Here is a 15,398-nt window from a genome sequence, read left to right as displayed (position 1 = left end):
TCTCGTCCCGACTTATCGGGGCAGGCCAAATGGTACGGCAGCTTGCCCGCTTTTCCAAGTCCTTCTCGAGTTGCACTTATTAGTTGAATCCACGTTATACTAAAAGATAAATCCGACGATTCATATTATTCGATCCTTGGATTGCTAAACTCAAAAGTCATTGAGTATTTCCATAAAATAACAAGCGGAAACACGCTTTACGCTAAGCGCTTTCGCTACTGGGCATCCTATTTGAATCATTATCCTATCAGTAAAAGTTTTTTTGATTCTCCCAATCTTCGCGCCGAACTCATTGCCAACGTTTCCCGCTTGATCAACTCAAACAACGATGAAGAACGAGTCCAATATGAAAAAGAGAATGACAAGATTTGCTACCAGTTATTTGATTTATCAGAAGATGATATTCAGGAAATCGAGTTGACACTCTCTATTCATTCCTCGAATACATCAAAGAAAGGAATATCAAAAAAATGCGAATAAGGCGAAAGATCTTAACATCAACGAATAAAAAGAAGCAACTCATCTATCAAACCGATTTGGAAGACGCCAATGGTCTCGCAAATCATCCATCCTCGAAGGAAACTCTATATACCCTTGAGGAATAAGCTATCCTTTCCGAAGATCTGATGTTAATCGATGCCCCAAAAGACATAAACGGTCGCATTCTTGAGGTTCGTCCAAAAGGTCATTGGTTCGAATTCGAAGTTGCAAAGCGACTTGGTTATAATTATCCGCCCGGTGGTGGGTTATTACCTGATATCCGGCATCAAACCTTGGAAATCAAGCATCACACCGGCAAGAATATTACGGTCGATTTCGGTCGCTATCACCCCGGTTCGGATGAGGTGATTAATGAAACATGGAATAAGCAACTTAAATTGAAAGTAAACGAAATTCGTTATCTCATCGCACTCGCTCCACCGCCAGAATACAAGGTCATTACGCTGATCCTTCTCACCGGTGAGCAAATCGTGAATGTTTTTGGAGTTTCTCCCACGGCTACCATCAAGTATAAGATGGGAATCTCCGATAAATGGAGAGAAGAACATCGCGCTAAAATGATAGTAGGCGAACAGATTTGGCAACAAGTAAAATAGCATTAATCCCATCAATATTTTATTGTATCAAATTGCTTCGCCGACGGCGGGATTCAGGACGCAGAGAAATTTATAGTAGAGCATCGTTTAGCATTAGGCGTTTAAGCGTTTGACATCAGTCATTGGAAGTTCCTAATCAACCGAATCTACCTAATCCAACTTAATCAACAACTTAATCTACTTTTTCTCAACCCGGAACCCCGAACATTTTTTCCCTTGCGACCTCTTATATAGTTCCGTACAATAATACCGTACCATAGATGAGTCCAAAATCTTTTACTTGCTTTACATAATAAAAATTGTTATTTGATTTATGGATTTTTAATCGTATAATTTTCCATGAGCATCAGACTCATTTCCTACAGAATCCGAATCGTCATGGTTATCACATTAGCGGCATTTATCGTTTGCACCTGCGATCACGGATTGAATCCCAACGATATCGAACCGGAGATTCATTTAACCGGGATCAGCGGTACGATCACTTTTCAGAACTGGCCGGCGTTGGACAGTCTGTATAATTTGCGGATTGTAGCCTTTATTTCATTTCCCCCTGAAAATATCATCACCGATCTAATGCAGGGTCAGGCGTTCGCGTATCCGGCCATTTTTGATACCGCACATGTTCCTTACTATGTTGATTCATACGATTATGTTTTTGAATTATCCCCTGGAACTTATGAATATATCTGCGTCGCTCAACAATATGGTCCGTGGCTCTACACGAACTGGCGGTCCGTGGGACAGTATGACATTGAAACGGAAACGGCAGAGCCCACAGCCATCGAAGTAATCCAGGATTCACTTCTGAAAAATATCAATATCTACGTAGATTTTAAAAATTTACCGATTCAACCGTTTTAACTATGCGAAAAATTTTCACCATCTTCTGGCTCGTCTTACTGGCTACTGCTTTAAAAGCGGCGACCGTATCGGGCAAAATTGTGGACATAAACGGATTGGCCTTACAAGGAGTGAATGTTTTCTTGCACGGGACGTTCTTAGGTAGCGCCAGCGATGAAGCGGGAAATTTTCGAATTGAGGACGTCGCTCCCGGAGAATACACGCTTAGTATCTCGATAATCGGTTACCACAGTCGGGAATTTCCAATCAAGATCGCAGACGCCGGTCAGTTTATCGATCTTGCTGAAATAACACTGCGGATTGGTTCACTACAAACAGAGAATGTCGTTGTAACCGCCAGCAAGTATGAACAAAACCGCCAGGATGTTCCTTCCAGTTTGGAATTGATTACCTCATCGGAACTGAAAATTAGGAACACAATTTCTATAGATGATGCGCTTAAGTATGTTTCTGGTATCAATATGAATTCGAACCAGATCAACATTCGCGGATCGAGCGGATACGCGCGCGGAGTCGGGAGCCGGGTGTTACTGCTCATCGACGGTGTCCCGTATCTGACCGGCGATACGCGGGAAGTGAATCTCGTTTCCCTTCCGATACAGCAAATCGAGCGGATCGAGGTAATCAAAGGGGCTGGGTCGGCACTATATGGCTCCAGTGCGATCGGTGGTGTTGTTAATGTCATCACGGCTCCGATTCCGAGAAAGCCTTCCTTGTCGGCCAAATTATATAGCGGCGTGTACGATAAACCCTACTATGATCAGTGGGAATGGACGAATAGTTATCGCACGCTCTACGGTGGTGATATCAGCTATTCGAGAGCATTTCGTCATTTCGGATTCCTGCTTAGCGTTTCCCAGAACCACGATCTGGGATACAAGCGTAACGGCTGGGTGCACCGGACAAAGTTTTCCGGAAAAACGCAGTGGGATCTCTCACAGGTTCAGCGATTGATCCTGAACGGTAATTATTCGGATCAATCCAGTGGTAATTTTCTGTACTGGAAGGATCTGCAGAATGCACTGACACCGCCGGATGATCAGCTGGATGAATCTATCCAGTCGCAACGCGCTTATCTGAGCGCCAATTACCGTTATCTGTTCGGCAGAAATCATTTCATTAACACGCGAGCCATCTGGTTTCACAATCATTTTAAGGACAATATTAAAACCGACACCGGCGTCGGTCATGAATCCTCGTCCGAAGATCTCGATTTCGAAATCCAGTACAACCGTAAGCAGGCCAAACATACCTTTACCGGTGGATTAGAGAGCGGATTACAACAGGTGGATTCCGATATATTCAGCAGGCACGTTGGAACCAGTACCGGTCTCTACATTCAGGATGAATTGCCGGTTCTGCCAACTCTCAAGATCACGGCTGGAATACGGTTCGATACTTTTGATATCGATTCTCTGGAAACGGATTACCAACTGAATCCCAAACTCGGGATTGTCTGGAATCATTCGGAGTATAGCGCCTTTCGTTTCTCGGTCGGACGCGGATTCCGGGCGCCTTCGATTGCGGAAGCCTACACCTCAACAACTGCCGGGGGCTTACGCGTCATTCCGAATACGGAATTGAAACCGGAGCGCAGTTTCTCAACCGAAGTGGGGTGGAACTCCGCAATCATGCAATTCATCGTTCTGGATGTCGCTTTATTTCAGAGCGAATATTGGGATCTGATTGAAGGGGGGACTTTCACCGAAACCGGTTTTATCCAGTTTCGCAACATTACCCGCGCCAGAGTGAACGGATTCGAAGCCTCACTGAATTGGCAGGCTCTGCCTCAAGGGTTCGCAGGACGGTTGGGATATACATATGTCAACCCGCGCGATGTGGATTTGGGTTGCTATCTTACCTACCGGCCTCGGCATCTTCTGTATAACAGCATTGCCTGGTCAGGAGGCTCATTCCAGTGCAGTCTTGATTATCGCTATATCAGTAAATATGATCGCATCGATGAGAGTTTTGCGCTGGTGATCAAAGATGCCGGGGAACGCGTCGATGCGCATATCGTGGATGCCCATATCGTTTTTACCAAACCGTTTGGGTGTGATGGACTGAAATTATCCCTGCAGGTCAACAACCTATTGCAATATAACTATGTCGACTTGGTCGGCTCCGTGGCACCCATCCGGCATTTTATCTTTACAATTGAAAAGACCTTTTAAGAATAATCCCTCTCAAAAATAACGACAACCCAAATTCCAAACAATATCCAATCACCAATGTCCAAATGACCAAAACACAAGCCGCGACTTTACCCCAACCTTCTCCCCACATTACCAAATGCGTCAAAACGGTTGACGCACTCCATATTCAACCGAATCCAACATAATCTACCCATTCTACCAATTCAACCGAATCCAATCTATTTTACCCAATCAACTTCTTCGCAAACGCCTTGTCGTTGATTATTTTCTCCGCCCAGAAGAGTCCAATGAGGGTTTTGGCGTCGGTAATATTGCCGGAATAGATTTCCGCCATCGCCGCATCGATGGTCATCGTCAGTAATTCGATCTTCTCGTCCGGATCGGGCCGCGTTTCTCCAGGCACGAGGCGATCCGCCCAAAAAAGGTGTAGAAGTTCGTCGCTGTATCCAACGCAGGTGTGAATCTTGCCAATCTCTATAAAATGATCGGAACGATAGCCGGTCTCTTCGGCTAATTCCCGCCGAATGGTTTCTTCCGCATTCTCGCCGCCGTCCATTTTACCCGCAGGCAATTCGATCATGACACGCCGAACCGGATAGCGGAATTGCCGGATCAGCAGTATCTTTCTGTCGCCGAGATACGGAATGATAACTGCGGCGCCGGGGTGTTTGATATATTCGCGCGCGGAGATTTTCCCATTCGGCAGAGCGATCGTATCCCGGTAAACATGGAGCAGGCGCCCGCTAAAGACTTTTTCGCTGTCAATCTGTGTTTCGATAAACTCGTTGTCTGTCACTGTGAATCCTTTTTTAAAACAACCGCTGATATTCCATTCCGTCATTCTGTGGAAACGCATCCTTCATATTCCAGAAGACCGCTGTAAGTCTTATTGCCCGGGAAAAGCGCGAAAACGCGAACGCTCCGGGTGCCGATCGTCACGTCGCCGAAGAATTTGTCACCGACCTGCTTTAGGTGCGTCCAGCTGTCTCCCTCGACTACGGCGACTTTCGCAGCACCGGGTACGCGGAGTTGGAACATGACCGACCGACCGATCCACAAATATTTTTCCATAGGCGCGATCAGGACGGCCCCGTTTGCGGCAAATGATTCGTACGCTGATGGAAAACCGATCTTTCCCGCCGGTTTGGAGCGGTTATCGACCGCATAAGCGACGACACTGCGATAAAGTCCTGTCTCGTTCTTTCTTTTGGCGAATATGTAGAGCAGGTACGAGCCGTGTTCCGGGAACAGACAATGAATTTGAACGCCGCCCGGAATCGCCTGAACGAATGTAAATCGGTTGTCGAGTTCCGTGCCGTCGCTGAAGACTGTATTATTAAAAATGACGTCCTCCGGGCATTCGAGCGCGATCGTTGTCTCTCCGTCCGCTTCGATTTTCACATCGGAATGGCTCACAAACGAAATCCCGTACCGGAAGAAATCGCTCCAGACTTTCGGTATGACGCCGAATTCAGACATCGACAACGGCTTATCGAGAAGTTGCCACTGCGAATCTTCTGGAAAATGATCGAAAACGAATTCCTCCGGCGGCGTCAGAAAATAGTGATCGTCAAATGCCCGAATGAACGTTCTGCCTTCCAAATGTCCGGCGCCCCACGTCGCGTCGATCAATTGCCAACGACCGTCGATTTTCACGACATTCCAGTCATGATTCGATTCGGAGGGAATTACCTGCCCGGGCACATAGCCAGTTCCTTTTGCATAGCCCGGAATGACAACGACTTCGAGTCCGGCGGATTCCGCGAGCGATTCAAACAGATTTCCATAACCGGCACACACACTCTTGCGCGATTTCAGTGTTCCTTCGGCGGAAGTATTTCCGTAATGACCAGAAAAGTAACCCTCAGTATCATATCTGATATTCACGGTCATCCATCGAAAGATGGAACGGGCTTTTTCGATGTCGGAACGCGCCGGTTGGACGAGATAATTAGAAAGGCTTTGGATAGAACTGGTGACCGACGACGGAGCGGAAAGCGCATGACGGTCAATCTTGGAATAACCCGGCTGAATGGCTCGGCACAATGCCGCGAGTCCAAAAACCACTCCCAACGTTATCAAGAATCGTTGACGAACGGCTTTGCTTTTCATACTGTCAGATCAAACAATCAGCCGTCATCTCTTTCGGAATCGCCAGCCCGAGCAATTTCAATGCAGTCGGTGCAATGTCGGCTAACTTCCCGCCGGATTTGAGCGTTTTTCCGGCCGAATCGCGGGCGACGTAAATCAGTTCTACCGGAAACAGCGAATGGCTGGTTTTGACCATGCCGGTTTCGTAGTCGATCATTTGCTCGGAGTTGCCATGATCGGCGGTGATCAGGATTTGGGCATCGAGTTCGAGCAAACGCTTGACGATCTTTCCGACGTTTTCATCGACGATCTCTACGGCTTTCTTTGCCGCCTCGAAAATCCCCGTATGCCCAACCATGTCGCCGTTAGCGTAATTGACTACGATCAGCGCGTAAGGATTATTTTCCAGTCGTTTCAGTATTTCATCGGTAACATTGTATGCGTCCATTTCCGGATGACTGGCAAAAGTCGCCGAATCGAAACGACCTTTGATCTCAACCTGATCTTCCTGTGGGAATGGCGTCGTGGATTTGCCATTGAAGAAACTGGTGACGTGGCGGAATTTCTGGGTTTCGGCGATGCGCAGTTGCCGCAAACCGGCATTGGCGACGACTTCACCAAGCAGTTTGTTCATACCGCCGCCGGCGCTCATCGAGCCGAGCATGTATTCCGTGAATTCATCGTAATACTGGGTGAAACCGACATAAGTGACTTTCGGCTTGACTTTGAGTTTTCCGGGATAAGCCGGATCGACAAATGCTTTCGTTAGTTGAATGGCGCGATCCTGTCGGTAATTGGTATGTAAAATGACGTCGCCGTCTTTCATTCCGGCATAGCCGCCGATAACGTAGGGTGGAATATACTCGTCGAACATCTCAACATTGTCCGGCGTCTTGTCATTGGCGTAGGATTCATTCACAGCGGCTTCGGCGGTTGGGGCTTGTCTGCCTTCTGCCAGGACGATACAATGGTAAGCAACGTCGGTCAGATTCCAGTTTTTTGAGCGATCCATTCCGTAATAGCGTCCCATGATCGTGCCAATGCGGGCATTGCCGACTTCCGCCAGGACGCGGTTTAGTTTGGCGATATATTCGAGCGTACTGCGCGGAGGTGTGTCGCGTCCGTCAAGGAAAGGATGGACGATCATTTCGCCACCCGGAAATTCCTGCCGCGCCCGGCGCATGATTTTGAATAAATGTTCCTGGTGGGCGTGTACGCCTTCATCCTGCAAAAGACCAAACAGATGGAAACGGGAACGGCTCGCCGTCCAGTTGGCTACTAAGTTTTTCCATTTCGGCGATTCGAACAGCGAACCGTCCGAAAGACCGTCGTCGATGCGTTTCAGTTCCTGGATGACGATCCTTCCGGCGCCCATATTCAGGTGGCCGACCTCGCTACTGCCCTGGTAACCTTCGGGCAGGCCGACGGCTTCGCCACAACATTTCAGGAGAGTCCACGGATATTTTTGTTTATATGAATCGATGTTTGGTGTATTGGCCGCCATTACGGCATTGCCTCTGGGATTTTCATTGTAGCCCCAGCCGTCGCGAATAATGATTGCTACCGGTCGCATATTTACCTCTGATTTTTTAACCACAAAGGCACTAAGACACTAAGGGTTTTTATTGTTAATGTTTTGTTCAAAGTAAGAGTTGGTCCATTTCTGAGATGACGTTTTGTTCGGCGCTTTCAAACTCCATGCGTTTCACTTTCTGTAACCATTCCTTTTTCGTTTCGTCGCTGACAATGTCGGAACCAAGTACGATTTCCAAGCCTTTATTAGAGACGAGGCGGGCGGCTTCGGCTACAAATACGCGCAGTGTGGATTGGAGTTTCGCAGCGTCGGGTGCGGAATCTTGTAAGTGCGCGGCTGTTTTTCGGGCTAATGCCGCGGCGACTTCCGTCCACGTGACTATGTCCGATAGCAGAAACTGGATATGTTGCTGGCGGGTGAGTTTGTTGTTGTGCGCGAAGAAAATCAGATCGTTGAGCAATTCCAAGGCCTGGGCGATTATTCCGGCGGATTCGAGGCCGGTTTGAGCGGACAACGCGCACACTTCATTTGCCAGGCCGCGATAGAATTCGCCTTTGGATTTGATCGTTGTTCGCCAGCGGAACAGGTAAATGATGTTTTGCTGAATTTCGCTGGTGCCTTCGTAAATGGTTGTGATGCGCACGTCACGTTTGATCTTTTCGACTTCATATTCATGCATGTAACCATATCCGCCGAGTGCCTGAATCGCGGCTTCCGCCGCCGTATTGCCCGCTTCCGTGGCGAAATACTTCGCAATTGAGCCTTCGACTAAAATATCCATATCGCCGGCATCGATCCGCCGGGCGATTTCTTCAATGTAGGCCTGCGCAGCAGTCAGCCGAACGATGTTCGGTACAAGCAGTTTGTGTGTGTAGCCTTGCTTTTCGATCAACGGCGTTCCGAACTGGATGCGTTCTTTAGCAAATTTCACCGCCTTTTCCATCGCTGATAAACCGGCGCCGAGCCCGAAAGCCGCCACCATTAAACGCGTGTATGAGAAAACATCGTTAGCTTGTTTCAAACCGACGCCGGGAACGCCACCGACGATATTTTCCGCCGGAACCAGCACATTCTCGAGGATCAGCGGCGATGTATTCGCCGCGCGGATGCCGTGTTTGTGTTCCGGTTTGCCGCGTTTCAGTCCTTCGGTTTTTCCATCAATGATAAAGAAAGTCGCGCCTTCCGGTGTCTTCGCCAGCATAGTGATAAAATCGGCAAAGCCGCCGTTGGAGATAAATTGCTTACTGCCATTCAGCCGATAGGCAACGATTTTCCCGGATTCATCGGTGACCGGTTCGGCTTTGGTTTTGATCGCATCGAGATTACTGCCTGCGTCGGCTTCAGTCACGGCATAAGCAACGATTGCCGACTCACTGATAATCTTGCCGAGCCATTTCTGCTTCTGCTCGTCGGTACCGAAGAGTAAGATCGGTTCGGCGCCGAGGTGAATTGCCAGAAACGCAGTCGATACGCCCAGACAAATTTTCGCGAGTTCCACCGAGACATAGTAGGTATCGATTGCGCCGCCGCCCAGCCCGCCGAATTCTTCCGGAATGAAAACCATCTGTAACCCGATACGTTCGCTCAGCAATTCCCGGATAATTTCGATCGGGAATTCGCTGGTATCGTCGAGTTCGAGAATTTTATCGCGGGTCAGCAATTCTTTTTTCAGTGACCCGATTGTCTCCAGTATCATTTCACGCGTTTCTACGTCTAATCCGCGTGTATCATTCATTTTTCCTCCAATTTTCAAAACTATAGAACCGGCTTTAAATATAACCACCACGCTGTCTATCGGGAAAGAAAAAAACAGTTATCGGCACTTCGCGGCTGTTGGCGGTTTACTGGCTCGATTTTTGTAATTTCGAACGGTTTTTGATAGTTGAACATTGGAAATAAACAGGATATTTCTATGAAAAAAATCCTCATCACTGGCGCACTTGGGCAAATCGGCACCGAGCTCATCTCCGCACTCTGCGAACGATACGGCAAAGAGAACGTCATCGCTTCGGATATCCGTCCCAAAAAAGAAACCGATGAAATCGACGACTGCCAATCTCTCTCTCTCGACGTGACCAATCCCAAAGAACTCGCTGAAGTCGTACAAAAATATGGCATCAGCACCATCTATCATCTCGCCGCGCTTCTTTCCGCTGTTGCTGAAGCAAAACCGCAAATTGCATGGAACGTCAATATGAACGGGCTGTATAACATTCTCGAAGTCGCCCGCGAATTTCACTGCGCAGTTTTCACGCCCAGCAGTATCGGCGCATTTGGACTCTCGACGCCACCCGATCGAACGCCGCAGGATACAATTCAGCGCCCGAACACGATGTACGGCGTCACGAAAGTCGCCGGCGAACTGCTCTGCGATTACTATTTCAAACGATTCGGCGTGGATACGCGCGGCATTCGCTATCCGGGACTCATCTCCTATAAAACGCTTCCCGGCGGCGGAACGACCGATTACGCCGTCGAGATTTTTTATGAAGCGATTCGCAGTCGAAAACATACTTGTTTTCTCAAAGAAGGCACTTATCTCGACATGATGTACATGCCGGATGCAATCCATGCCGCAATTCAGTTGATGGAAGCAAATCCAGAACGGTTGAAACACCGAAACGCCTTCAACGTCACCGCCATGAGCATTGCGCCGGAGATTATTTCCGCCGAGATAAGAAAATACATTCCCGATTTTGAGATGAATTACAATATTGACCCGATTCGACAGGCAATCGCCGATTCCTGGCCAAACTCTATTGACGATTCCGCCGCCCGCGATGAATGGGGCTGGAAACCAACCTTCAATCTGCCCGAAATGACCGCCGACATGATAGAAAAACTTTCGAAAAAATTGAATGTGAATATACATTAAACCCTGTTTAAACGGAGTATAAAATGCCATTAAATCAATTGACATCGGTTTTAAACGAAAACCTGAAAAATCTGAAAGAGAGTGGACGCGCAAAGGGCGCGGAAAAGGTCGTCATTCGTGTCCAGCGCGCCGAAGGCAATAACGGTCCGCGCTACTTTTTAGAGGGTTTCGGCGACAAGCCGTTTATCAAGATGAATTCGAATTCGTACCTCGGGCTTTCACTCCGCGATGAAATGATCGCCGCCGAAGAAAACGCCGCAAAGGAATTTGGAGTCGGTCCGGGTGCGGTGCGGTTCATCAGTGGAACCTATCAAGCACACATTGATCTGGAAAAGAAACTCGCCGCTTTTCATGGGCGTTCTGCCGCGATGATCCTAAGTTCCGCTTATGTAACCAGCATGGGCGTCATCGTACCACTGACAACGTCCGAAACTGTCCTCATCAGCGACGAATTGAACCATAACTGCATCATCAACGCGACCAAACTTTCGCGCCCCGCCGAGAAAAGTATCTACAAACACAACGACATGAACGATCTTGAAACCAAGATTCACGAAAATATCGGCAAAGGCAAACGCTCGCTCGTCATCACCGACGGGATTTTCAGCATGAGAGGCGACAATGCGCCATTGGACAAACTCGTGGAAATTTGTAAAAAGTACGATTCCGCTTTTCCGGAAGGCGTCATCAGTATCGTTGATGATTCACACGGCGTCGGCGCTTTCGGAAAAACCGGACGCGGAACCGAAGAATTCGTCGGCGCAAAAGTTGACATTCTGATCGGCACGCTTGGAAAAGCGTTTGGCGTCAATGGCGGCTATGTCGTTTCATCCGAATCGGTTATTCATTTTCTTCGTGAGACCACGCCGATGTACATTTATTCAAATCCGATTACCGTTTCCGAGGCGCGCGCGGCGCATAAAGCCCTCGAAATCCTCGAAAGTCCGGAAGGTGGCAGAATTCTCTATCATCTCACTGAAATGACCGCAAAATTCCGAAACGGATTAAAAACACTCGGCTATGAAACTCTCGATGGCGCCCATCCGGTTGTTCCGCTTTTAGTCAGAGATACGCAGAAAACCGCCGATCTCGTCAGCCACCTAACGGAAAACGGCGTTCTTGCCACCGGTTTGAATTACCCGGTTGTCCCAAAAGGCAACGAAGAAATCCGCTTTCAAGTCTGCGCCGATCACACGGCGGCGGACATCGATTATGTGCTAAATGTGTTGAAAAATTATCACCGATAAAAGACGGGTTCCGGGTTCAGTCGGCTTGAAGCATATTTGAAATTTGCAATTTGATATTTGAAATCATACTTGGATTTATTCTTCTGCCAATCTCCAATCTACAATTTTCAACTTTTTCGATTCTCCTTCTTGGCGAAGTATTGGCTGGCAAGAAAGAGCGTTCGTTTGTCGTCTTCGCTCAGGCTATCGTATCCACGCTTATTAATTTGATCAAGAATACGGTCAACCTCTTCCCTCAGTGTTTCATCCGTGTCATAATGAAATTCCGTCTTTTCCGTTTTGGTACGTTTCTGCTTTTTATGAAACCACTTCTTGAACGGATTCCTGATGCGAATTCGCGGCAATCCTCTCCGGATTCGCCAGAGAATGTCCAACCGCTTCAAATAAACAAATCCAATGACAAGTCCGCCGAGATGCGTCAGGTGGCTGATCCCTGTTCCCGCTCCGAACGTCGAGAAAAACGTGATAACGCCCATGATGAGAACGAAGTATTTCGCTTGAATTGGAATTAAAAAATAGAAGTAGATTTTCCGCTCAGGGAAAAGCAACGCAAATGCCGCCAACACGCCGTAAATCGCTCCGCTTGCGCCAACGACCGGAATGGATGAGTGGAGACTAAATAAAAATGTGATGATGCCGCTTCCGACGCCGGTCAGAAAATAAAACTGATAAAACCGTTTCTTGCCCCAGTAGTTTTCGATTTCCATTCCGAACATCCACAGAATGAACATATTCCAGAAAATGTGGCTGAAGCTCGCATGGACGAACATGTAGGTAAACAATTGCCAGATGTAACCTTTTTGCCAGACGTCGGTGGGAACAAGCCCGAAAAATCGCGCGAAGAACTCGTCCGCACGGAAGAGAACCATCGACAAATAGACGATGAGATTAATGATGATGATCTCTCGAATAGCGCCGCGAAAAAGCCGTGGTCGCACGAAATTCAGATTGGGGCGAGATTGAAATTGATATTGAAATAGCGTCATATTATCTCTGTTTGTAATTTTTTATCGTTTGGTTCTAATCATGTCGAGGCTCTTCAGGTTCAACGGATAATCGAGGTGAAATGAGAGATAAGACATGAGAACATTCATTATCTCATCAGCGAATTTTTCATTTGCCAGCCTTAGTAGCTGATCGCTCAATCCGACGGACTCGACCGCCTTTAAAAAATTCATCATTTCGGGGTCAAGTGGAATGACATCGCTGGAATATTTTCGGCATTCCTGACAAATCAGGCTTCCGGATTTCATATCGTACCCGGCGCGGGTCAGCGGTTTTCCGCAGATGGAACATTCGTCCAGATTCATTTTGTAACCAAGCGCATCGGTCAATTTGAAAAGAAATGCGAAAAATGCTTCCCGCGACAGCGCCGGATTTCCGCTAATAAATCTCAGTGAGTCCACCGTCAGTTGAAAAATAGTTTCGTCTTTATGCTGATCGCGTATCGATTTGTCGATACATTCGACGATTGCCGACGCATAGGCAATCTGCTCGATTTCCGGTTGGTTACGAAAGAAGAATTCGATGGATTCGATCGTGCTGAGAAGTTGAATCTCCCGCGTCTGTTTGGTGTAATAAATGACATCAACGTAATTCAACGATTCGAGATAGCCACGAAACGGACTCTTTAGCCGCCGTCCGCCTTTGGCGATCACCGCAACTTTTCCTTGCTCCTTAGTAAACAGGCGCACGATGACGCTGGTTTCCTGAAAGGGAATCGTCCTGAGTATCAATGCCGGTGTGCGAATGAGATTCATAATAGATAAAGATTAACGAGAAAAGATGAAAGATGAAAGAGAGTTTTATAAAAAGAATTAACCACGGAGGACGCTGAGTTCGCAGAGAGCGTACAGAAATATTTTTTACGTGCTATGCTCTATTTTCCGAACAGTCATAGAAAAAGAGTGAAAATCACAAAAAAGACGACGCATTTAATTCAGAGAAAAATCCACTTTTTTCTGAACTCTCTTCCTCTGCGCTCTCAGCGTGCTCTGCGGTTTCGTACTTTAATACGCCCGAGCAAAGATGGCGATCGTGTCCGACGGTTTTCCGGTAAAAAAACAGATACCTTTTTCGGTCTGGTTCAATGGAATACAGCGGATCGTCGCTTTCGTGTCTTCCTTGATTTTGGCTTCGTCGGCGGCGCTTCCAGCCCAAAATGCTTTGACAAATCCGCCATCGTCGATGATCTTCTTGAACTCTTCATAATTCGCGACGGGAAATGTATTTTGGTTTCTGAATTCCAGTGCGCGATTAAACATATCTTTCTGAATCGTTTCCAAAAGGGTCACAATCACGTCTCCGGCATTGTCTATCGGAATGAATTGTTTGTCTTTGATATCACGCCGGACGACGACGATCTGATTTTTTTGAACGTCTTTCGGGCCAATTTCTACTCTGACTGGTACGCCTTTCATTTCCCACTGATTGAATTTCCAGCCGGGCGTCGCCTGCTCGTTGTCGTCGATATAATAGCGTATGTCCTTCGCCTTGAGTTCCGCGCCGAGCGATTCCAATTTCTCGCGGACGAGCGATTTTTCTTCGTCGCTTTTCCAGATCGGAATGACGACGACCTGATACGGCGCGATTTTCGGCGGAAGGATCAAACCCTTGTCGTCTCCGTGACACATGATGACTCCGCCGATGAGCCGCGTGCTGACGCCCCAACTCGACGCCCATACGTATTCCAGTTTGTTCTCTTTGTTCAAAAAGGTCACATCGAACGCCTTCGCGAAATTTTGCCCGAGAAAGTGTGACGTCCCGGATTGAAGTGCTTTTTTATCGCCCATCATCGCCTCGATGGCATAAGTGCGGACGGCACCGGCGAATTTCTCTGCATCGGATTTTCTGCCGACATAAACCGGCATGGCAAGATAATCTTCTGCCAGAATGCGATAGACTTCCAACATTTTCATCGCCTCGGCTTCCGCTTCTTCGGCGGTCGCGTGAGCCGTATGACCTTCCTGCCAGAGAAATTCCGTCGTGCGCAGAAACAACCGCGTGCGCATTTCCCACCGAACGATGTTCGCCCACTGATTGATCAACAGCGGCAGATCGCGGTAGGATTTGATCCATTTTTTATACATCGACCAGATGATCGTTTCCGAGGTCGGCCGGACGTAGAGAGGTTCTTCGAGTTGCTTGCCGCCGCCAATTGTCACGACGGCGCATTCGGGCGCAAATCCCTCGACATGCTCTGCCTCTTTTTTCATATAACTTTCCGGAATGAACAACGGAAAATAGGCGTTCACGTGCCCGGTTTCCTTAAACATCCGGTCGCATATATCGCGGATGTTTTCCCAGATCGCATAGCCATACGGACGAATCACCATCGTGCCTTTGACCGGACCGTAATCCGCCAATTCGGCCATCTGGACGACGTCCGTGTACCATTTTGAATAATCTTCGCTTCGTTTCGTTACGCTTTCAGCCACAATATTTCCTTACTTTTAACTCCATCAAAACCGCGTAAAATTAACAATATTTTTCTGATTGTCATTGCTATTCGTATTTCCGTAGATTTACCAACGG

The 15,398-nt window shown here is 47.7% G+C and carries 13 protein-coding genes; 6 read left to right on the top strand and 7 right to left on the bottom strand.

Translation table 11 applies throughout. The features are described from left to right. The first annotated feature begins 231 nt into the window (after positions 1–231). From COT43_10515 to COT43_10500, 4 genes are all read left to right on the top strand, one after another. Entirely contained in the window at positions 232–480 is a 249-nt protein-coding gene (locus tag COT43_10515) for a hypothetical protein (GenBank protein ID PIS27451.1), read from the top strand. Positions 481–626: 146 nt separating this feature from the next. Further along, positions 627–1,097: a hypothetical protein gene (locus COT43_10510; GenBank protein ID PIS27450.1), complete on the top strand. Its 471-nt coding sequence runs from the start codon at positions 627–629 to the stop codon at positions 1,095–1,097. A gap of 339 nt (positions 1,098–1,436) precedes the next feature. After that, positions 1,437–1,961 carry a hypothetical protein gene (locus COT43_10505; GenBank protein ID PIS27449.1) on the top strand — a complete coding sequence of 175 codons (525 nt, stop codon included), beginning with the start codon at positions 1,437–1,439 and terminating at the stop codon, positions 1,959–1,961. Positions 1,962–1,963: 2 nt separating this feature from the next. Next, entirely contained in the window at positions 1,964–4,135 is a 2,172-nt protein-coding gene (locus tag COT43_10500) for a hypothetical protein (GenBank protein PIS27448.1), read from the top strand. A gap of 205 nt (positions 4,136–4,340) precedes the next feature. Here the strand turns inward: COT43_10500 and COT43_10495 are convergent, their stop codons facing one another. From COT43_10495 to COT43_10480, 4 genes are all read right to left on the bottom strand, one after another. Then, positions 4,341–4,958 carry a hypothetical protein gene (locus tag COT43_10495; protein ID PIS27447.1) on the bottom strand — a complete coding sequence of 206 codons (618 nt, stop codon included), beginning with the start codon at positions 4,956–4,958 and terminating at the stop codon, positions 4,341–4,343. After that, positions 4,955–6,229 (bottom strand): hypothetical protein, encoded by a 1,275-nt coding sequence (locus COT43_10490; protein PIS27446.1) that lies wholly within the window; start codon positions 6,227–6,229, stop codon positions 4,955–4,957. The genes COT43_10495 and COT43_10490 overlap by 4 nt, the downstream gene beginning before the upstream one ends. Positions 6,230–6,233: 4 nt before the next feature. Further along, the gene (locus COT43_10485) at positions 6,234–7,781 is read right to left on the bottom strand and encodes a 2,3-bisphosphoglycerate-independent phosphoglycerate mutase (protein ID PIS27445.1); all 1,548 of its coding nucleotides are present in this window, start codon (positions 7,779–7,781) and stop codon (positions 6,234–6,236) included. 67 nt (positions 7,782–7,848) lie between these two features. Further along, complete coding sequence (locus tag COT43_10480; protein PIS27444.1) at positions 7,849–9,477, bottom strand: acyl-CoA dehydrogenase; 1,629 nt, start codon at positions 9,475–9,477, stop codon at positions 7,849–7,851. A 177-nt stretch (positions 9,478–9,654) separates the two neighbouring features. On the opposite strand from COT43_10480, the gene COT43_10475 reads away from it, so the two are divergent. Together COT43_10475 and COT43_10470 are read left to right on the top strand one after the other, a co-directional pair. Continuing rightward, positions 9,655–10,617, top strand: a complete 963-nt coding sequence (locus tag COT43_10475; GenBank protein PIS27443.1) for a UDP-glucose 4-epimerase — start codon at positions 9,655–9,657, stop codon at positions 10,615–10,617. 23 nt (positions 10,618–10,640) lie between these two features. Then, positions 10,641–11,864 (top strand): 7-keto-8-aminopelargonate synthetase, encoded by a 1,224-nt coding sequence (locus tag COT43_10470; GenBank protein PIS27442.1) that lies wholly within the window; start codon positions 10,641–10,643, stop codon positions 11,862–11,864. 107 nt (positions 11,865–11,971) lie between these two features. Here the strand turns inward: COT43_10470 and COT43_10465 are convergent, their stop codons facing one another. From COT43_10465 to COT43_10455, 3 genes are all read right to left on the bottom strand, one after another. Continuing rightward, positions 11,972–12,850 carry a DUF1751 domain-containing protein gene (locus tag COT43_10465; protein ID PIS27441.1) on the bottom strand — a complete coding sequence of 293 codons (879 nt, stop codon included), beginning with the start codon at positions 12,848–12,850 and terminating at the stop codon, positions 11,972–11,974. A gap of 21 nt (positions 12,851–12,871) precedes the next feature. Then, entirely contained in the window at positions 12,872–13,624 is a 753-nt protein-coding gene (gene recO, locus COT43_10460) for a DNA repair protein RecO (GenBank protein ID PIS27440.1), read from the bottom strand. A 249-nt stretch (positions 13,625–13,873) separates the two neighbouring features. Further along, positions 13,874–15,301, bottom strand: coding sequence for a proline--tRNA ligase (locus tag COT43_10455; GenBank protein ID PIS27439.1), 1,428 nt, complete (start codon positions 15,299–15,301; stop codon positions 13,874–13,876). Positions 15,302–15,398: the final 97 nt, after the last annotated feature.

Source organism: Candidatus Marinimicrobia bacterium CG08_land_8_20_14_0_20_45_22 (assembly GCA_002774355.1).
Taxonomy (GTDB): Bacteria; Fidelibacterota; UBA2242; order UBA2242; family UBA2242; genus 0-14-0-20-45-22.
Note: the sequence above shows the minus strand (reverse complement) of the source record. Positions and strands in the feature narration are given on the sequence as shown.